Origin of the sequence: Lysobacter stagni, from assembly GCF_030053425.1 — a bacterium.
Lineage (GTDB): Bacteria > Pseudomonadota > Gammaproteobacteria > Xanthomonadales > Xanthomonadaceae > Lysobacter_J > Lysobacter_J stagni.
Genome location: NZ_JASGBI010000001.1, coordinates 1,117,401 through 1,135,858 on the forward strand (window position 1 = coordinate 1,117,401; position 18,458 = coordinate 1,135,858).

Below are 18,458 nucleotides of genomic sequence, written 5' to 3' on the forward strand. Positions count from 1 at the left end.
CCCGCGAGACCTGCGGAAGACAGCGGTCAACCAAGCAACACGTCGAGCGCCGCCCGATAGCGGCGGCTGCCGTTCACCTGCGCGCCATTCTTGAGGAGAACGACGAAGTCCCCATTGAGCAGTGGCTGCACTTCGCGAATCTGGGCAATGCTGATGATCGCCGCCCGCGATACCCGGATGAAGCGTTGTGGGTCCAGCCGGGACTCGAGGCTGGCCATTGTCTCGCGCATCAGGTGATGTTTCGCGCCTGTGTGGATCTCGACGTAGTTGCCCGCGGCGACGATGCGGTCGACCTCGCCGACGTCGAGCAATCGAACGCGACGCTCGGAACGGATGGCGAGCCGCAAGGGGTAGCGCTGCAGCTCTCCTCGATCGATCGACTTCAAGGCCTCGGAAACGCGGCGGACGAAGTCGCCATCGGGATGGGCCAGGTGGGAGCGGACGCGTTGCAGCGCACGGCGGAAGCGTTCCGGATCTATCGGTTTCAGCACGTAGTCGAGCGCCTGCGCATCGAACGCCCGCACGGCGTGTTGATCGAATGCGGTCACGAACACCACCGCTGGCATGCGGTTTCCCCTGATGGCGTCAATGACAGCGAACCCGTCGAGTTCGGGCATCTGTACATCAAGGAAGACGAGGTCGGGCGAAAGCGTGCTGATTGCCGAGATCGCGGCTTCACCGTCGCCGCACTCTCCGACGACTTCGATGTCCGGCTCCTGCCGCAGGAGCCGCAGTATCCCGCGCCGGGCGACGGGTTCATCGTCAACGATCAGTGCGCGGATGGTCATGGGGCGGTGCGCCAAGGCAGCTCGATCTCGGCGATGACGCCGCCGTCATCGGAATTTCGCACGTCGAAGCGTTGCTTGTCCGCATACAGCAGGCGCAACCGCGCCCTGGTGTTTGCCAGGCCGACGCGTTCGGTCGTCGCCGGTGGCAGCCCTCGGCCGTCATCGACAACGCGCAGCAGGAGCGAGTCGCCCTGCCGGTCCGCCCTGATTTCCACCTGCCCCGGTCCGGCGCGCGTGGCCAGTCCATGGCGCAGCGCGTTCTCGACCAGGGGTTGGAGGATCAGGTTCGGGACCCGCGCTTCGAGAGCCTGATCAGGGATGAGGATCCGGTAGCTCAGACGCCCGCCGAAGCGGGCCTGCTCGATCTCGAGATAGCTCTGGAGAAAGCCGATCTCCTCGCCGAGCGTCACCTCATGCGCGTCGGTGCTGTCGAGCGAGCGGCGCAGCAACGCGCTGAGCTGCAGGAGGACCCGGTCTGCCGAGTCGACGTTCTCGTGCATCAGCACCGAGATCGTGTTGAGGGCGTTGAAAAGGAAGTGGGGCTGCAGCTGGGTGCGCAATGTCTGCAGGCGGGCATCGGCCAGCTGCGCTTCGAGGCGGAGTTGCCGACGATCCTTTTCCCGGGCGGTCCGCGCGAGTCGCGCCACATGTGCCGCGGCGACGATCAGCCAGTACACCGGGAGGTTCAGCAGAAGCGTCGTGCCAAGCAGTCGGCTGAAGGTGCCGAGCCAGGTGGGCTCGACCTGGGTCGCCCCGACGAATGGCGCCGCCAGCGCGAAGAGCGCCAGGTTGAGCAGGGCGCAGGTCGCCGAAGCGACGCCGTGCACTGCAAGCGCGCCAAGCAAGCGCGGTCGCTGCAGCGGGAACCGTGCCTCCAGTCGCAGCGCGATCGGCGTGAGGGCAGCCCAGACCGCGGCCCAGACGAGCCAGATGACACTGGCACGCGCCCACGCCAACGGTTCGCCGCGCACCTGTGCGGCAAACCAGGCCTGCCCGGCGAGGAGCATCGCGACCAGCGTCCACGCCGCCAGAATGGCTACGCCCCTGCGGCTGATTCCGGCCTCGTTCTCCACCACCGGTCGCGCCCCTTGGTGCTCTTCTCCAGCGAGCTGTGTCATCGGTCGGACTGCTTCCAGTCGCCGACCCCGTCGCCGGCGTTGGCAGCATACCCAAATGCTCCGCGGCTCCCTCCCTGATCGGCACACCGCATCTCTGACAGCACTTCTCCAGCTCACAGCGCCTCCTCAAGTGCCCGCTATGGGTCGAAAGCGGCTGAAGCTTCGACCGCGGTCAACCGAAAGCGGACACTCGGCCCAGGGCGCGCCGGCTCCGAGGAGTCAGCGCACTACGGTGTAGGTGTCTGTGCCCGCCACCATGTCGTGCCATACGCGCAGCTCAACCCCGTTCCCCCCGGTGAGGGCTGCATCGGATCGCGCAGTCACGTGCGCGCCGTCGGGCACGAGTTCCACCTGGCAGGCGTACGCGCTCGCCACGCGCGTGCAGGAACCGGGAATGACAACGCCCTTGGTCCAGCGCAGTGGCGTACCCGTCGCGACCCACATGGCGAACATGATCGCGAGGATGAGCGCGAAGGCGGCAAGTGCGGCTTGCAGTGAGCGGCGTGTCATAGTGGCTAGTCTAGCCACTACAGTGGGCGGCTTGGTTTGCGACCGTCCGCCCCTGGCCCCTAGCTGACATCGAACAACGCACCCGACGGCCGCACAGCTGCCGGCTACGAGCGGTCCTGCGCCCCCGGCCATCCCCATATTCCCGGTTTCGTCGGCCCATTCCACGATTCGTCGCATGGCGGTTGCCAGGCGGTGTCGGGTGATCGCAGCCTGATCCCCGCCGGATGACCGGCATCGCCCTGCGAGTCGCTCGTGAAAACCCTCATCGCTCTGCTGGCCTGGTGCCTGCTGCTGGTGCTGTGCTGGCCGCTCGCGCTGCTGGCATTGGTGCTGTGGCCGCTGGCCTGGCTGGTTTCCCTGCCTTTGCGGCTGATCGGCATCACGTTCTCCGCGATGTTCGCTTTGCTGCATGCACTGCTGACGCTGCCGGCGCGTCTCCTGGGCTGGCGCCCACGACCTGTGCCTGCGTAAGCCGCGCGCTACGCGCAGATCGTGGGCAGGACACCACTCAAGATCGACCGATTACAGGGACACGCAAGCATGAAGACGATCATGTCGATGATGGCCGCCCCACTGGTGGCCGTGGCCATGTCGGGTGGCGCCGTGGCGGGAGGCCATGACGATCCACCTGCCGTGCCGCCGACCGAATCCCTGCAGGACACCATCGCCGCACTCGATGCCGCGGTGTTCGACGCATTCAACACCTGCAGCGACCCCGCGCAGCTGGATCGACATGCCGGCTACTTCGCATCGGACGTCGAGTTCTATCACGACACCGGCGGGGTCACCCACTCGCGGACGAGCATGCTCCAGAACACCGCGAAGCATGTGTGCGGAAAGTTCCGACGCGAGCTCGTACCGGGAACCTTGAAGGTGTTCCCGATCAAGGATTACGGCGCCATCGAACAGGGGGCGCATCGCTTCTGCCACTTCGACAGTGGCAAGTGCGAAGGAATGGCCGACTTCGTCATCGTCTGGCACAACCAGAACGGACTCTGGAAGATCACCCGCGTCCTGAGCTACGGGCACCGTCCTAACGACTAGCCGGCGCGCAGGGCGAGGGATGTGATGGCATTGCGCGCCATCGACGGATCGATAGCGGACATCGGAGGAAGGCGAAGCGCGTCGGCAGTGCTAATGTCCGCGTTCGACCCATAGAGGTCACTCGAAAGGTGCGTATGGAGCGCAATGCTGAGAGGGCAAGGTGGAGTCAGTTCCGGCAATTGCGTATTGCCGCGTGGGTGTCATTTGCCGTTGTGTTGGTCTGTCTGTTCGTAGCAGACGGCGCCATTCTCCTCATCTCGTTCGTCGTGTGGGGCGCTATTTCCGTTGGCGCAGCGTTCTGGCCGTGCCCGTTGTGCGGTCGCCGCGTTGGTTACGTGCCTGCGGGGCCATTCATGCTTCTTTGGCCGTTTGGCGGCTGGTGCACTAGTTGTGGTGGCAGATTGTTTCTCCGCCGATAACGGCGAATGACCGCTTCTGGCAGATAGCGGACATGGTTGGGGAGTGCGGCGCTGGCCACCCGGCCCAATGCAGACGCGCAACCGCGTTGCGTGCCCTTGGGGAACGGCCTGGAGCGCAGCACTCACTGGATATCTCGCTCACGGCTACGAGTCACCGGATTTCGATGCATGGAATTCGACCAGCAGGCCGAGGTCCTCCTGCGTCGGCGCCAGGAACGCATCGCCCTGCGACCCCTGATAGCGTGGGATGCGGACGTCGTAACCACGTTCTACGCGTCGTTGCGCGCGGTCGATATCCTGCACCTCGATGCTGATGCCAAGCACTTGCGGGCCGCCATCGCGCAACGCTTCCGCGGCGGTTCCCGGGCCAGCCGGCTGCAGGGCGAGCAGCTCCTTGTGTCCGACCTGGATGCGGTACCCCTGTGCGGCGATCCGCCGAAGGCGGACGGGTGTGGCGCCACCGAAGCCCATGCGTTCAAGCTGCCTGCGGTCTGCATCCGCGTCCGACGAGAGCAGCCAGATCCCGGTCAGCGCCTGGGCACCATTGGGCTGCTCCTGTGCGACACGAGTATCGACGACGCGCGCCGGCGTCGCTTCGAGCGCGGAATAGTCGATGTAGAAGAGATGGCTGGACAAGGGCGAACGCTCGAAAGCGAACAGACGCCAACGGGGCGGCCTGGAAGGTCCGTCGCCATCGGGGTCGTCGGGCGAAGCGCTGAAGACCGGCGTCGGCGCGAACCCCTGCGCCTTCAGTAGTGCCAGCGTCCCTTCGAGGTTCGACGCGCGCAGGCCGAAGGTGCGCGCGCCGGGGGCTCCATGCAGCGAGGATTGGTCGGCCTGCATGCCTGGATCCAGCTCGGCGTCCGCTCGCTCGATTCCGAACAGTTCAAGGTAGCTGCGATCCCCGAAGCGCACGTAGCGGTTGGCCACGCCATCCGGATTGCGCCCCGGCCGCACCTGGAAGCCAAGCTTCATCGCCATGACCATGCTGACCTGGTCGATGGAGCGCCCCCACAGCAGGGCATGGTCGATCTCGTTGGTGTATCCCGGTTGCCTGTCCAGTTGCCTCGCATCGGCGGCGATCGCGATCGGCGTCGAGGTGCCCAGGATCAGTGCGCAACACAGAGCCGACAGGCGGCTCCATGGCTTGGATCGTTGCAGGTTCATTCCGGATCTCCATGGCAGGTGGCGTGCGCTGTGCGCGCATGAAGCCGTCCGCGCGCGCTGCGGACCACGCACAGCGCATGCGCACATCTGGCTGGAACGCATCGTCCCCAGCCGTCGCCGCCTCGGCGCGCACCAGAAGCCGACCACGAGCATGGACGGATGATTCTTTTACGCCTGCAGCGGACGACGTTCCTGGCAACGCGAAGAGCGCCCCTCATCGTTGGAGCCGCCCGGCGAGGGGCATTGGGATCGGTGCTAATGTCCGCTTTCGACCCAAAGCGGACACTGAAAATCTCGCTTGAGGCATGTCGGGCGACTGGGAGATGGATGGAAATCATGAAACGGATAGCGATTGTCGCGGCTTCGGCCTTCTTGGCTGCATGTGCGTCTGTCCCGAATGCGGCGACATACGCAGGCGACGTTCCCGCCGAGATTTCAGCGAGGCCAGGCGACGAGTTCTCGTGGCGAGGGCGGACCTACACGCCAGACCGCATGGGCGATGCGATTCGTGCAGCCAAGGCGTCTGAGGGCCTCACCTCGGTCGTCCTGCTGTACGGCGACGATGCCACCGTTCAAGACATTATTGATGTTGCGATCATCGCTCGTGCTGCCGGGTTGCCTGCGTTCTATAAGCAAGGCGACAAGCTCAACCCGATCACGGTCAGCCGCTGAGCGCCAAGCAGGGAATGTCCGCTTCTGGCCGATAGTGGACATTGGGCCGGGTGGCGCGGCCGGAGCGATGCAAATGTCCGCTTTCGCCCTAAAGAGGACATCGGAAGCTTGGTAGATTGCCTGCCTTGAAGTTGGGAGTCGAGCGATGCGTGCCTCGTTGGAAGACTGGAAGAATGGCTGGGTTGAGATCGAAGTGGGACTGTCAGTGCGGGACATCGATCTCCTTATCGCTTCATTGCAAGTGATCAAGGCCGATCCCGATCAGCACTTCCATGCCACAAGCGACTTTATCGGCGAGGGGGGAATAGGCCAGATTACATTCCAGATTCAACAACCCTCAGAGGCGAACAACCTGAGTCTTGGTAGTCGGGCCGTCGGCCCAAGCGAATCGATCGACCTCTAACTTGGTGGACCGCTTCTGGCCAATGGCGGACATTGGGCGGGAGTGGGGCGGTCGGCAGTGGCCATGTCCGCTTTCGACCCGAAGCGGACATATGGGACTTCGCTAAGTACAGGTTCGCGGGGTCTCGGTATGCCAGTTTTCCTGAGCGCAACCTACTGGTTGATTGAACCCCTCAATGACCTTCTCGCACGAGCCATGGTTAGTTCTCTCCGTTCTTGTGTTCACGGCCTTGTGGCTTGGGTTGGTGGCGTACTTCCAGCGTTACCTCAGGACGCGGCATCCCGCCGAGTTCGTGGCCTTGGGCGAGCCGTCTTTCCGCATTGGTAAAGGCCAGTTCCTCCGGATTGCCGCATACATCTATAGGCGGCGTCATACCGCCTTGGGCAGCCCGAGACTTTCCTTTATTTGCGATGCGATGGCCGTCTGTCTCACGGCGGTGGTTGGGCTGTATGTCTACGCCTGCTTCACGCTCCCGGGGCGATGACCGGTACGTCGCAACATCCAAGCTGATGCTGCAAGGCGACCGGCCTAAATTCTGGGACAAGCGAACGTCCGCTCCTGGCCGGTAGCGGACATTGGGGCAGGGTGACGGCTGAGACTGGTGCTAATGTCAGCTTTCGACCCAAAGCGGACACTCGGGTTCGATTACTGGAGATCGGGAAGCATGGAGGTAACGAAGCGAAGGATTCGCGAGACTATCGAGCTTGCGTTTGACGGAGTTCCTCGACCGAGCATGTCACTTCGGCAGTTCCTGCTCACGGATGAGAGAGGATTGGCGGGTGACATCACGGAGGAGGAGTGGCGACTGGCTGGGATCATCAGAACGGACTCGAGATGGCAGGACATATCCGATCTTGAGATCGAGCACTGCGAGTGCCAGCTGGCCCACATGCAGGCAGAGGAGTTCCGCTATTACCTTCCGGCCTACATGGTGTACTCGATAGTTCATGCCAATAGACCCATCTGGGAAAGCTCTGTCCCTGGTGGCGTCATCTTCGGGCTTACTCCAAGCAGTGAAGCCCCCCTATACAACCTCTTGCAATACAGTCTTCTACAGCTCGATCAGCGCAATGCAATCGCGGAATTCCTCAGGTACATGGCGAGCAATGCGGCTGTGTACTTACGAGAGGATGCAGAAGGGGCGCTGACCTTCTGGAAAGAATGCGCCTGATGGGCAGCGGCCTTCCGGACAATGTCCGCTTGTGGCCGAAAGCGGACATCCGCGCGGACGCATGGTCGGACTGATCCTCGCGTGCGTTGCCCGCCGTTGCCCGCCGTTGCCCGCCGTTGCCGCCTGCGATAGCGTTGGCGTAGGGACTTGGGGGAAGGATGGAATCGATGCGTGCCGAGCGGTGGGCTTTTACCGCACTCGTCCGCGTGGGAATCGCCGCATCGCTGCTGCTACTCGCCGGCTGCCGCGACCGCGTGCTCGAGTCCCTTTGCAATGACGAAGGAAGGTACCTAGCTGGGCACGACGTAGCGTCCGCGGGCGTGTTGCTCGAGCACTTCGAATACGATGACCCGGGCAACGGGCCCGATCCCGTCAGTCGCGACGTGCTCGCCTTGCTGACGCAGGGCGGAATGCAGTTCGTCGAAGTAAGACGCTCGGAAACGTCGGACCGCGCGCTTGCACCACTGCGCATCGCATCGCCGTACCTGCGCATGTCACTGGAGCCGGTGGGCATGCCAGCTTGCGCGGACGCCTATCGCTTCACGCAGGAGCTGATCGGGACGGTGAGTGCCAGTCAAGAGGTTGCAATCGTCATTCCCCGCGGCCTTTGCTTCGCAGTGCAGGGCGTTGCCGCGCCCTCGGCCGAGTATACGGCGCGCTGGCACCACGACCGGCGCAAGACCTGGTTTAGGTCCTATGATCGAATCACGCAGGGGCTTTACGAGACACGCAGCGGCAGGGCGGTCACAGAGTTCAGGACCTTCGACAGCGACATGCGCTCGGCGCGGGCTGGTCGGTATACCTCCTGCGCCGGCTTGCGCAGTCCCTTCCTCCGCGCGGTTCCGCATGGCATAGATTTCGGAAAGGATCGCCTCATGAATGCGCAGGTCAAGCAGCCTCGCGATCTCAAGGGTCGCTACTACAGTCTCGCCTCCTTCCGCTTCAAGGACATCCCCCCATTTTCGACGGAGAACCTGCCCGATCCCGTCGTCGTACCGGCTTCGGAGATCACGCAGGAACCGATCAACGAGATGATTTCCGCGGCGGAGCTGCAAGCGCGCTTCCGCACGCCACAGGAAAGTCTAGACGGCGCGGTGTTCTCGTCGATGTGCAGGGTGCGCGAGCTGTGCCTGCTGACGCGACGTCAAGACCGACTTATCGCGTCTCCGCTGCCGGCCGACGACCTGTCCTATCAGGGGGCGCAATGGGTGTTCGCGCTGCGCGATGGGGGCGTGCTGGTGCTGGTCATGCCTGCGGTGCCGCAGGACGGCAAGTACGGGCCGGTCCGGCTGACGTTGAATCACTACGACGTCGACCGATGGCTCAAGGCGACTTACAAGGTACCCCTGCCCGGCGTCGCATGGCGCGGGAGCATGGTCAAGCTCGTCGAGTCAGCGACGCTTTCCGGCAATCAACTCGAGGTCGAATTGCTGCAACTGTCTAATACCGGCCGGACCCCTGACCTCGGGACCATCCAGGCCGACCGCGACAATCGGATCATCAGTCGCATCCACGTTCGGGTGGCGCTGCCATTTGCCTTCGGGAACGCGGAAGGTTCTTCCGTTCGATGATGTCCGGTTCTGGCCGATAGCGGACATTCAAGCGGAAGCGGCCAGCCCGCAGTGCTAATGCCCGCTTCCGCCCCGGAGCGGACATCCGGGTAGCCAGGTACATTCTTCGTCGGATCGCTCATCCATGCCGTACTTCAGAGTCAGGCTCTCGAGCGCAGGTATCTCCTATGCCTTCGAGGGAGGTGACTCTGCCATCGGGTTCTTCACCACACGGCTGGTTCGGACGCCCGGTCTCCTGCAGGCCCACCGCGTCGCCAGTGAGCTTGTCCTCTCGGAGTGGCGGCCCGGCGATCCCTATGCTGCTGGCAATGCGGGTGCGATACCCACCTTAGCCATCGAGGATGCCTGGCCTGTCGGCATGCTCTCCGGATGGTTCGGCCCGAGAGGCGGCGACCACGCGTTCTATCTGCACGAGGATCAGGTGACATCGGCCGTCGCGCCGCCCTGCGATGCTAATGTCCGCTGGAGACCCGAAGCGGCTACGCTTCGTCGTCGGGGGTAGTCGAAGAAGCCCGTTTCCGTGCGTCCAACGCACGGCCGCAACGCCATGTCCGCGTGCGGCGCGCGGTCGTCGGGTGTAGTCAATCGGTAACTCCTTCAGGAGTCGGCTCGATCACATCACAGGGGACGAAACGCATGAACAAGGCAATCGCATATCTGGTTATTGCGGTCGTTGGTGTATTCCTCCTGCGCAGCACCGGTCTTCTGGACGGAATGTTCAGTCGGGGGAACCTGGAGGAGCGGGGCAAGTTCTGGCAAGACACCGTGGCGCGCGAGACGCCGGTGGGGACCGGAAAGGATCGGGTGGATGCACTGGTCGCCCGTCATGGCATGACGCTCGAGTGTTTCGATTCCTCCCTCAAGCCACCCGTCTCCGACTGCCTCGCCGACGACCCGGCATCGAAGGGCGGAACGTCGGGACATCCCGTGGCCGTCCAGCTTCGCTTCACGTTCCGCAGCGGGATGCTGGAGAAGTTCGAAACCAGCACGCGCGTTCTCAGGTAGGCCCCTGTCGGCAAACGCAGCATCCGTCGCTGCGTTTGAGCTCGATGTGGAAGTGCCACGTTGGCTGTCGTACTGACGAGCAACCGATCACAGTTGCAGATCAGCGGCAGCTGCGTGGCGGGGCGTCGCAGGAAGTCCGTATGACCTTCGGCGCTGGCCGACGGCGAGAGGTCGCTCGCATTCTCGTTCCATCACGACTCTCCGACCCGATGCCCCATGACCAGACCGCTGACCCTCGCGATCGCACTTTCCCTTGCCACATTCGCGAGCACGCCTGTGTTTGCTGCCGGCGCTGCCAGCAAAGCCGCCGCCGCGACACCCGCGCCGCCGTCGTGGGTAGGAAAGAGCAACGAGTACGCCCGGATCCTGCTTGACGCGCAGGCTCCGTTCGCGCCCGAGGACATGTCGTTCATGGGCGTGCCCGGCTACGACACGCTCGTCACCGACTTGAAGCCGGCGTTCGCCGCCCGCTTCCGTGCGGACACCACGCGTGCCCGCGATGCGCTCGAATCCAGGCGTGCCTCCGAGCGCGATGCGAACGTGCGCCAGGATCTGGAAATCATGATCCGCGCTGCCGACGAGGCGGTCGCGACCAGTGCGCTCAACGAGCAACTGACGCTGCCCTGGCGTGACGCGCCGCAGATCGTGTTCAACGGCGTGCGCACCCTGCTGTCCGACCAGACCCCACCCGAGCGCCGCGCACTCGCACTCGAACGCCTGAAGAACTACGTCGGCCAGGGCAAGGAGACGACTCCCCTCACCGAACTCGCCAAGGCGCGCTATGCGGAGCGTGTCGAAGACCGCACGCTGCTGCGTCCCACGAAGCTGGAAGTCGAGCAGGCGCTGGAGAACGTCGACACCTACGTCGCCGGCATCCGTGATCTGTTCGGGAAGCATCACGTGCCCGGCGCCGATGCCGCGCTGGCCGCGATGGAAACGCAGCTGAAGGACTATGGCCAATGGATGCGCACGACCGTCCTGCCGCAGGCACGCACCGACACCCGCCTGCCGCCGCCGCTGTACGCCAACCAGCTCAGGCAGATCGGCGTCGACATCGACCCGCAGTTGCTGGTCCGCCGCGCGCAGGTGGAGTTCATGGAGACACGCGCGGCGATGGCGCAGCTCGCGCCACTGGTGGCGAAAGCGCACGGGCTGGAGGTCGCCGATCCGCACGACTACGTGGCCGTTGTGCGTGCGCTCAAGCAGGATGCGATTGCCAATGACCAGCTCGTGGGGCGCTACCGTACGGTCATCGATGCGATCGATCCGATCATCCGCAGGGAACGCATCGTCGACGTGCCGAACCGCCCGATGGTGATGCGCCTGGGCAGCGAGGCCGAATCCGCGGTGGTGTCGGCCCCGCACCTGCTGCCGGCGCCGCTGGTCGGCAACACCGGCCAGCAGGGCCAGTTCGTGTTGCCGGTGTCGCTGGCGACGGCGGGCGGCAAAGCGCTGCAGTACGACGATTTCAACTTCGATGCAGCGCGCTGGACGCTCTCCGCACACGAAGGTCGCCCGGGACACGAACTTCAGTTCACCGCGATGATCGAGCGCGGTGTCTCACTGGCGCGCACGATGTTCGCGTTCAACTCGGTCAACGTCGAAGGCTGGGCGTTGTACGCCGAAGCGGAGATGGTTCCCTACGAACCGCTGGACGGACAGCTGATCGCGCTGCAGTTCCGCCTGATGCGTGCGGCGCGCGCGATGCTCGATCCGATGATCAACCTGGGCCAGATCGACCGTGAAGACGCCGGTCGCATCCTGCGCGAGAAGGTCGGTCTGTCGGAGGCCATGACCAAACAGGAACTCGACCGCTACACCTTCAACTCGCCAGGGCAGGCGGGAGCCTACTTCTATGGCTACAGCCGCATCCTCGAGCTGCGCATGGAGACCGAACTGGCGCTGGGCGACAAGTTCGACCGGCTGGCGTTCAACAACTTCCTGCTCGACCAGGGCCTGTTGCCGCCGGACCTGCTGGCCAAGGCGGTGCGTGAGCAGTTCATCCCGGCGATGCGGAAGGGAGTGGCCCTTTCCGTGAAGTGACATCCTGATTCCCGGCGGTAAGAATTAGCATTGACTAATGAATAAGTCATGGCTAATGTGTGGCCATGACTGAACCCGCCGCCCTCACCGCCGTCATGCGTGCCCTGGCCGATCCGACGCGGCGTGCCGTGTTCGAACGCGTCGTCGATGTGGACGAGATCAGCGTTGCCGAACTCACCCGCGGCAGCGGGGTGACGCAGGGCGCGATCTCACAGCATCTGAAGTCGCTGAAACAAGCGGGGCTGGTCATCGAGCGCCCCGAAGGGCGCAACGTCTATTACCGCGCGCAACCCGATGGCCTGGCGCCGCTGGTCGACTGGATGAGCCATTACGGCGTCTTCTGGCGCGAGCGCTTCGCCGACCTGCGCGCGCTACTCAAGGACATCGATCCATGAACGATCAACGGCGGGAGCCAGACACTCAGTCCATCGTGCTCGACGAGGTGTTTCCGCATGCGTCGGAGACGATCTGGAAGGCGTTGACCACGGGCGATCTGATCGCGCGCTGGATGATGGCGCCGCGCGGCTTCGAACCGGTGGTCGGCAATCGCTTCACGTTCCAGACGACGCCAGCCGGTGAGTGGGATGGCCTCATCCATTGCCAGGTGCTGGACGTGGTGCCCTGCGAGCGCCTGAGCTATCGCTGGCGCGGCGGTCATTCGGACAACCTGGGCTATGGCGCGCCGCTGGACACGGTGGTGACCTGGACGCTGGTTAAAGCCGACCACGGCACGCGCGTGCGCCTGGTGCATTCGGGCTTCGTGCTGCCGAAGAACGACACGGCCTTCCGCAACATGAGCGAGGGCTGGAAGAAGGTGGTGCGCAATCTGGACGCTGTCGCGGGCGATGCGGACGCGCTGCCCGCATCGCACGACCACGCGACGCGGCACTGATCCATCGCCGTCGGCACCGCTGCTTTTCACACAGGAAGCCACACCATGAGCCAGGCCTACACCGGCGGCTGCGCCTGCGGCGCGATCCGCTACGAGATCAGCGGCGAGCCGGTCTTCATGAACGATTGCCAGTGCCGCGATTGCCAGCACCAGAGCGGCACGGGACACGGGTCGTACCTGACGTTTCCGCGCGATGGCGTCACGCTGGAAGGCAGCGCAACGCACTGGGACATCGTCGCCGACAGCGGCAACGTGAAGACGCGCGCGTTCTGTCCCCTCTGCGGCTCGCCGGTCTACATGACCTTCGCGGCGATGCCCGGCGTGTTCACCGTGCATGCCGCAAGCCTGGACGACCCCGGGCGCTACCGGCCCCAGGCGGTGACGTACGCGATGCGCGGCCACGCATGGGACCACCTCGACCCGGCCATTCCGGTCTTCCAGAAGATGCCGGGCTGATCGTCCCGGCGAACCGCGTGCGGCTCAGGCCTGCGGAGCGGTCATCCGTTCCAGCTCGGCCAGCGTCGTCATCGCCGCCTCGCGCGATGCGCCGCACATCTCCATCGTCGGTCGCAACGAGGCGCAGAAGGCCGGGCGTTCCGGCCTGCCGAAGAGTCGGCACCGGTAATCATCGTCCAGTTGCACGCACGGCATGCCCGCGGGTTTGCCGTGCGGCATGCCGGGAATGGGCGAAGTGATCGACGGCGCGATGCAGCACGCGCCGCAGTGGGCGCGGCAGTCCATGACGGTGTGGCTCAATCGGCGGTGACCAGCTCCGCGCGATGTTCGCGCAGGGTCTCGTAGATCTCGTCCGTTTCCGGGCGGACGCCGTGCCAGCGCTGGAAGCTTTCGGCCGCCTGCTCGACCAGCATGCCCAGGCCGTCGATGCAGTCGTGCGCGCCGGCCGCACGTGCCCACGCGAGGAACGGGATCGCCACCTCGCCGTAGCTCAGGTCCACCGCGGCAGTGCGCGGATTCGCAAGCGCCACCTGCAGCATCGGCAGCGAGGCATCGCGCGCGGCGGATGTGGCGTTGATGATCAGGTCGAACGTGCCGAGCGAACCGATGTCGCGCAGGTAGCGCGGATGCACGCGGCCGGGCATGGCCAGCGCATCGGCCAGCGCGTCTGCGCGTTCGGGCGTGCGGTTGACGATGTACAGATCGCCGATGCCCGCATCCAGCAGCGACGGCGCCACGCCGCGCGCAGCACCGCCTGCACCGATCAGCAGCGTGCGGCGCGCGCGCAGGTCCAGGCCGTGGCGTTCGGTGAGATCGCGAACCAGCCCCACGCCGTCGGTGTTGTCGCCTTCCCAGCCGGTGGCGGTGCGGATGAGCGTGTTGACCGCGCCGGCGCGACGCGCGCGCTCGCTCAGCGTGTGGCACGCCAACGCCGCGCGCCCCTTGTGCGGCAGCGTGACGTTCGCGCCCACGCCGCCTTCGGCCGCGAACGCGGCGAGGATGGCATCGAACGACTCCGAGGGGGCGTCCATCGCCGTATAGTCCAGCGCGATCCCGGTCTGTCGGCCGAACGCGGCATGGATGCGTGGCGACAGCGAATGCGCGACCGGATGGCCGATGACGGCGAACCGCTTGACCACGGCCGGATTTGCGACGGAAGCGAAGTTGGACACGGCGGGCTCTCGAATAGACTGGGGAACACTAAGACAGGAGACGCACGATGCGACGCAGGACGGCCTTGGCGCGTGGAGTTCCGAGTGTACTGACGTGCGTCGTCGTCGGTGTCGTGTTGTCCGGGCCGGCGTCGGCCTTCCTGTCCGAATTCGGCATCGAAGGGATGGGCGTCGTGTCGACCAAAGCCAGCGAGATCCGCGGCAGCGTCAGTCCGGACGGCCAGCATATCGTCTGGGGCAGTACCGACCGTGAAGGCGGTGCCGGTGGCTGGGATCTGTGGCAGGCGCGCCTGAAGGACGGCCGCTGGCAGGACGCGAAGCCGGTTTCGGTCAACTCCGCGGCCAACGACTTCGACCCGCTGTTCAGTGCCGACGGCCAATGGCTCTATTTCTTCTCTAATCGCCCGGGCGGCGCCGGCGGCGACGACCTGTACCGCGCGCCGGTCAAGGCCGATGGCAGCGTAGGCGCGGCGGAAAACCTGGGCCGCGGTGTGAACACGCGCGGGGACGAATGGGCGCCCACGCCGTCGCGCGACGGCCGACACCTGCTGTTCGCCAGTGACGGACACGGCGGCAAGGGTGGCCATGACCTGTTCGTCGCGCGCTGGGATGGCAAGGCGTTCGTAGACGCCCAGCCCGTGCCGGGCGTGAACACGAAAGCCGACGAGTTCGATGCGGCGTGGCTGGGCGATGGGCGCACGCTCGTCTACGCGCGCTCGCAGGACCCGGCGACCCGGCCGGTGCGCCTGTTCGTCGCGCACTGCGACGGCGCGGCCTATGACGATGCAGGCCCGCTGAAGCTGTCGTTCAACACCGACGACGCCACCACGCTTGGCCCCGCGCTGGACTGGAACAAGCCCGGTGAACTGCTGGTCAGCGGCGCGGCCAAGGCCCCGCGAGCGGGCAAGCTGGACCTGTACCGGATGAAAGCGCCGGCCGTGGAAGGGAAGGAGGGCTGCGTGCGATGAACAGACGGCGCTCCCGGCCACGGAAGGAGAGCCGCGGAATGACGCGCGGCCTGTTCAACGCTGCCTTGACCTCGGGATGCATCGGTTCGTATTTCTTTGGCAAAGCCATGCAGTGGAGTACCAACGACTGGGTCGTCAAAGGGCAATCACTGCTGGATCGTCAGCTCGACAAGGCCGGGTGGTATGCGATTGGATTTGTAGCAGGCGCTGGTTTGGGCGCGTTTCTTGCCTTCACCTGGATGCGCGCGGGCACACGAAGAAGAGGTTGAAGATCTCGCACCTCCTCGTCCACGTCCCCACCGCGCGGCATCGGTACGCGCGTCGCTCCATTGCGCTGTTCCCGGGGAACTCGTGGTGTTGCGAGAGAACCTACAGCCGCTTTCGGTAGACGTGCTGGGTCTTGGCCCGTTCGAATCCCGCGTCTTCATAGAACGGATGCGACTCGGCGCGCACCACGTTCGAACGCACCATCATCTCCGGCACGCCGATCGCGCGCGCCCAGTCTTCCGCCGCACGCACCAGCGCCTGGCCGATGCCGCGCCGGCGCGCGGCGTCGTCGACCACCAGGCCGACGATCTCCACGCGTTCGCCCGTTTCCAGCATCAGGCGGCGCTCCAGCGCGATGAAGCCCAGCAAGGTACGGTCGTCGTCGGTGGCGACGACGACGGGATGGTCGGCACTGATGAGCAACCGGCGCAGGCGCGAGGCGAATGCCGCTTCGTCCTGCGGATAGCCCAGCTGCGCGGACAGGCGCGCAAGCTGCGCGGCATCGTCCTGGCGTGCGCGGCGCAGCGTGGCCGACGTCGACACCGCGTCACCCACGCCGTCAGGCGCCTTCACGCAGCCAGCGCGCCGCGTCGAGCGCGTAGTAGGTGAGCACGCCGTCGGCACCGGCGCGCTTGAACGCGAGCAGCGCTTCCATCGCGGCCGCGCGCTCGTCGAGCCAGCCGTTCTGCGCGGCGGCCTTGAGCATCGCGTACTCGCCGCTCACCTGGTAGACGTAGGTGGGCACGCGGAACTCGTCCTTCACGCGACGCACGATGTCCAGGTACGGCAGGCCCGGCTTCACCATCACCATGTCGGCGCCTTCGTCCAGGTCCAGCGCGACTTCGGTCAGCGCTTCATCGGAATTGGCCGGATCCATCTGGTAGGTGTGCTTGTTGCCCTTGCCCAGCGCCGCGGCCGAACCCACCGCGCTGCGGAACGGGCCGTAGTACGCGCTGGCGTACTTCGCGCTGTAGGCGAGGATGCGCGTGTTGACCAGGCCTTCGCCTTCCAGCGCGCCGCGGATGGCGCCGATGCGGCCGTCCATCATGTCGCTGGGCGCGACCACGTCGGCGCCGGCCTGCGCGTGCGAGATCGCCTGCTTCACGAGTGCATCGACGGTGACGTCGTTGAGGATGTAGCCGGTGTCGTCGATCAGGCCGTCCTGGCCGTGCGTGGTGTACGGATCCAGCGCGACGTCGGTGATGACGCCCAGCTCGGGGAAACGCTGCTTGAGCGCGCGCACCGCGCGCTGGACGATGCCGTCCTCGCGCCACGCGATCGCGCCGTCTGCGGTCTTGCCGGCGACGTCGGGCACGCCGAACAGCGTCAGTGCCGGCACGCGCAGTTCCGCGGCCTGTTCGGCCACGCGCAACAGCTCGTCGATCGACAGGCGTTCCACGCCGGGCATGGACGCCACGGCTTCGCGGCCATCGCGCTCGTGCACGAAGACCGGGTAGATCAGGTCGTTGGTGGTGAGGACCGACTCGCGCATCAGGCGGCGCGAGAACTCATCGCGACGCATCCGTCGCGGGCGTGCGTGGGGGTAGCTGCTCATGGCGCGACATTGTACGCCGGTCATCCCTGGCCACCGCCCGAATGGAATGCTCGCTCCCCTGCCTGCAGGGGAGGTCGGGGAGGGTTGCGAAGCCGCATTCGCGGCGAGCTCGGCGCTGGCGCGCCTCGACCCCTCCCAGCCTCCCCCTGCGAGCAGCGGGAGGGGCGACGATGTCAGGTCGAATACACCCGATACCGCAAAGGCAACAGGCCGACCGTGCTGGCCGGCGCGGGCGTGGTCAGCCCCGGCGTCGCGGCGAAGTCGAGTTCGACCGGTCGCGACTGCCCGTCGGCGGTGAGCTCCAGCGTGATGCGGTCGGCAAGCCTGTGCGCCGCGACCACGCGTGCGTCGAAGCCGGTGCCGGCCTCGCCCGGGGCGATGTCGTGCGGACGTGCGTACAGGCGCGCCGGACCGTCGGCCACGTTCTCCACCGGCAGCGCCAGCGCATGGCCCGGCAGGCGGAACTGCCCGCCGTCCACGCGCCCTTCCAGCACGTTGGCGCGGCCGATGAAGTCGAACACGTACGCCGAAGCGGGCGAACTGTAGATCTCGTCCGGCGTGCCCACCTGTTCGATGCGTCCCTCGCGCAGCACGACGATGCGGTCGGCCAGCTCCAGCGCTTCTTCCTGGTCGTGCGTGACGAACAGCGTCGTCTGCCCGGTGCGCTCGTGCAGCTCGCGCAGCCAGCGGCGAAGTTCGACACGCACCTTCGCATCGAGCGCGCCGAAGGGTTCGTCCAGCAACAGCACCGTCGGGTCGATCGCCAGCGCACGCGCCAGCGCCACGCGCTGCTTCTGCCCGCCAGACAACTGTTCGGGATAGCGGCCTCCGAAATCCGGCAGCTGGATCAGGCCCAGCAGCTCGTTCACGCGGCGGGTGATCGTCGCCTTGTCGGGACGCTTGCGGCGCGGGCGGCTGCGCAGTCCGAAGGCGATGTTCTCGGCCACGGTCATGTGCTTGAACAGCGCGTAGTGCTGGAACACGAAACCGACGTTGCGTTCGCGCAGGCTCAGTCGCGTGGCGTCGTTGTGCCCGAACAGCACCTGTCCCGCATCCGGGTGCAGCAGTCCGGCGATCACGCGCAGCAGCGTGGTCTTGCCCGAGCCCGACGGACCGAGCAACGCGACCAGCTCGCCCGCATCGACGTCCAGGTCCACGCCATCCAGCGCAGCGACGCCGGAATAGCGCTTGCTGAGCTGGCGCAGGTGCAGGTCCATGCCGCTCCGGGTGGGTTGCC

Annotated in this window: 23 protein-coding genes; 14 read left to right on the forward strand and 9 right to left on the reverse strand. The window is 65.7% G+C overall.

Going from position 1 to position 18,458, the window contains the following annotated elements; all coding sequences use genetic code 11:
- Positions 1 to 26 precede the first annotated feature (26 nt).
- From QLQ15_RS04970 to QLQ15_RS04980, 3 genes are all read right to left on the reverse strand, one after another.
- Positions 27 to 788: a LytR/AlgR family response regulator transcription factor gene (locus QLQ15_RS04970; protein WP_283211737.1), complete on the reverse strand. Its 762-nt coding sequence runs from the start codon at positions 786 to 788 to the stop codon at positions 27 to 29.
- Positions 785 to 1,864 carry a sensor histidine kinase gene (locus QLQ15_RS04975; protein WP_283211738.1) on the reverse strand — a complete coding sequence of 360 codons (1,080 nt, stop codon included), beginning with the start codon at positions 1,862 to 1,864 and terminating at the stop codon, positions 785 to 787. The genes QLQ15_RS04970 and QLQ15_RS04975 overlap by 4 nt, the downstream gene beginning before the upstream one ends.
- Positions 1,865 to 2,125: 261 nt before the next feature.
- On the reverse strand, positions 2,126 to 2,416 hold the full coding sequence (locus QLQ15_RS04980) for a hypothetical protein (RefSeq protein WP_283211739.1): 291 nt from the start codon (positions 2,414 to 2,416) through the stop codon (positions 2,126 to 2,128).
- 252 nt (positions 2,417 to 2,668) lie between these two features.
- Between QLQ15_RS04980 and QLQ15_RS04985 the strand changes: the two genes are divergently transcribed.
- A complete protein-coding gene (locus tag QLQ15_RS04985; protein WP_283211740.1) occupies positions 2,669 to 2,887 on the forward strand; it encodes a hypothetical protein in 219 nt (72 codons plus the stop codon).
- A gap of 69 nt (positions 2,888 to 2,956) precedes the next feature.
- Positions 2,957 to 3,460 (forward strand): nuclear transport factor 2 family protein, encoded by a 504-nt coding sequence (locus QLQ15_RS04990; RefSeq protein WP_283211741.1) that lies wholly within the window; start codon positions 2,957 to 2,959, stop codon positions 3,458 to 3,460.
- 563 nt (positions 3,461 to 4,023) lie between these two features.
- Here the strand turns inward: QLQ15_RS04990 and QLQ15_RS04995 are convergent.
- Positions 4,024 to 5,199, reverse strand: coding sequence for a VOC family protein (locus QLQ15_RS04995; protein WP_283211742.1), 1,176 nt, complete (start codon positions 5,197 to 5,199; stop codon positions 4,024 to 4,026).
- Between the two features lie 174 nt (positions 5,200 to 5,373).
- On the opposite strand from QLQ15_RS04995, the gene QLQ15_RS05000 reads away from it, so the two are divergent.
- The 10 genes from QLQ15_RS05000 to QLQ15_RS05045 all read left to right on the forward strand — a co-directional run bounded on the left by QLQ15_RS05000 (position 5,374) and on the right by QLQ15_RS05045 (position 13,259).
- Complete coding sequence (locus tag QLQ15_RS05000) at positions 5,374 to 5,718, forward strand: hypothetical protein (RefSeq protein WP_283211743.1); 345 nt, start codon at positions 5,374 to 5,376, stop codon at positions 5,716 to 5,718.
- Positions 5,719 to 5,863: 145 nt separating this feature from the next.
- Positions 5,864 to 6,121 carry a hypothetical protein gene (locus tag QLQ15_RS05005; protein ID WP_283211744.1) on the forward strand — a complete coding sequence of 86 codons (258 nt, stop codon included), beginning with the start codon at positions 5,864 to 5,866 and terminating at the stop codon, positions 6,119 to 6,121.
- 175 nt (positions 6,122 to 6,296) lie between these two features.
- Positions 6,297 to 6,605: a hypothetical protein gene (locus QLQ15_RS05010; RefSeq protein ID WP_283211745.1), complete on the forward strand. Its 309-nt coding sequence runs from the start codon at positions 6,297 to 6,299 to the stop codon at positions 6,603 to 6,605.
- Positions 6,606 to 6,728: 123 nt separating this feature from the next.
- Positions 6,729 to 7,292 (forward strand): DUF6714 family protein, encoded by a 564-nt coding sequence (locus QLQ15_RS05015; protein ID WP_283211746.1) that lies wholly within the window; start codon positions 6,729 to 6,731, stop codon positions 7,290 to 7,292.
- 158 nt (positions 7,293 to 7,450) lie between these two features.
- Positions 7,451 to 8,863: a hypothetical protein gene (locus QLQ15_RS05020; RefSeq protein ID WP_283211747.1), complete on the forward strand. Its 1,413-nt coding sequence runs from the start codon at positions 7,451 to 7,453 to the stop codon at positions 8,861 to 8,863.
- 636 nt (positions 8,864 to 9,499) lie between these two features.
- On the forward strand, positions 9,500 to 9,868 hold the full coding sequence (locus QLQ15_RS05025; RefSeq protein ID WP_283211748.1) for a hypothetical protein: 369 nt from the start codon (positions 9,500 to 9,502) through the stop codon (positions 9,866 to 9,868).
- 216 nt (positions 9,869 to 10,084) lie between these two features.
- Complete coding sequence (locus tag QLQ15_RS05030) at positions 10,085 to 11,911, forward strand: DUF885 domain-containing protein (RefSeq protein WP_283211749.1); 1,827 nt, start codon at positions 10,085 to 10,087, stop codon at positions 11,909 to 11,911.
- A 65-nt stretch (positions 11,912 to 11,976) separates the two neighbouring features.
- The gene (locus tag QLQ15_RS05035; RefSeq protein ID WP_283211750.1) at positions 11,977 to 12,306 is read left to right on the forward strand and encodes an ArsR/SmtB family transcription factor; all 330 of its coding nucleotides are present in this window, start codon (positions 11,977 to 11,979) and stop codon (positions 12,304 to 12,306) included.
- Positions 12,303 to 12,803, forward strand: coding sequence for an SRPBCC family protein (locus QLQ15_RS05040; RefSeq protein ID WP_283211751.1), 501 nt, complete (start codon positions 12,303 to 12,305; stop codon positions 12,801 to 12,803). The genes QLQ15_RS05035 and QLQ15_RS05040 overlap by 4 nt, the downstream gene beginning before the upstream one ends.
- 45 nt (positions 12,804 to 12,848) lie before the next feature.
- Entirely contained in the window at positions 12,849 to 13,259 is a 411-nt protein-coding gene (locus QLQ15_RS05045) for a GFA family protein (protein ID WP_283211752.1), read from the forward strand.
- 24 nt (positions 13,260 to 13,283) lie between these two features.
- Here QLQ15_RS05045 and QLQ15_RS05050 read toward each other — a convergent pair whose 3' ends face one another.
- Positions 13,284 to 13,544: a YkgJ family cysteine cluster protein gene (locus QLQ15_RS05050; RefSeq protein WP_283211753.1), complete on the reverse strand. Its 261-nt coding sequence runs from the start codon at positions 13,542 to 13,544 to the stop codon at positions 13,284 to 13,286.
- Positions 13,545 to 13,555: 11 nt separating this feature from the next.
- Complete coding sequence (gene aroE / locus QLQ15_RS05055) at positions 13,556 to 14,398, reverse strand: shikimate dehydrogenase (RefSeq protein WP_283213932.1); 843 nt, start codon at positions 14,396 to 14,398, stop codon at positions 13,556 to 13,558.
- A gap of 80 nt (positions 14,399 to 14,478) precedes the next feature.
- Between aroE and QLQ15_RS05060 the strand changes: the two genes are divergently transcribed.
- Entirely contained in the window at positions 14,479 to 15,399 is a 921-nt protein-coding gene (locus QLQ15_RS05060; RefSeq protein WP_432277775.1) for a TolB family protein, read from the forward strand.
- Positions 15,400 to 15,437: 38 nt separating this feature from the next.
- Positions 15,438 to 15,668: a hypothetical protein gene (locus QLQ15_RS05065; protein ID WP_283211754.1), complete on the forward strand. Its 231-nt coding sequence runs from the start codon at positions 15,438 to 15,440 to the stop codon at positions 15,666 to 15,668.
- A 100-nt stretch (positions 15,669 to 15,768) separates the two neighbouring features.
- On the opposite strand, the gene QLQ15_RS05070 is transcribed toward QLQ15_RS05065, so the two are convergent.
- The 3 genes from QLQ15_RS05070 to QLQ15_RS05080 all read right to left on the reverse strand — a co-directional run bounded on the left by QLQ15_RS05070 (position 15,769) and on the right by QLQ15_RS05080 (position 18,438).
- Positions 15,769 to 16,239: a GNAT family N-acetyltransferase gene (locus QLQ15_RS05070; RefSeq protein ID WP_283211755.1), complete on the reverse strand. Its 471-nt coding sequence runs from the start codon at positions 16,237 to 16,239 to the stop codon at positions 15,769 to 15,771.
- On the reverse strand, positions 16,226 to 17,221 hold the full coding sequence (hemB, locus tag QLQ15_RS05075; RefSeq protein ID WP_283211756.1) for a porphobilinogen synthase: 996 nt from the start codon (positions 17,219 to 17,221) through the stop codon (positions 16,226 to 16,228). The genes QLQ15_RS05070 and hemB overlap by 14 nt, the downstream gene beginning before the upstream one ends.
- Positions 17,222 to 17,394: 173 nt before the next feature.
- Positions 17,395 to 18,438, reverse strand: coding sequence for a sulfate/molybdate ABC transporter ATP-binding protein (locus QLQ15_RS05080; RefSeq protein WP_283213934.1), 1,044 nt, complete (start codon positions 18,436 to 18,438; stop codon positions 17,395 to 17,397).
- Positions 18,439 to 18,458 lie beyond the last annotated feature (20 nt).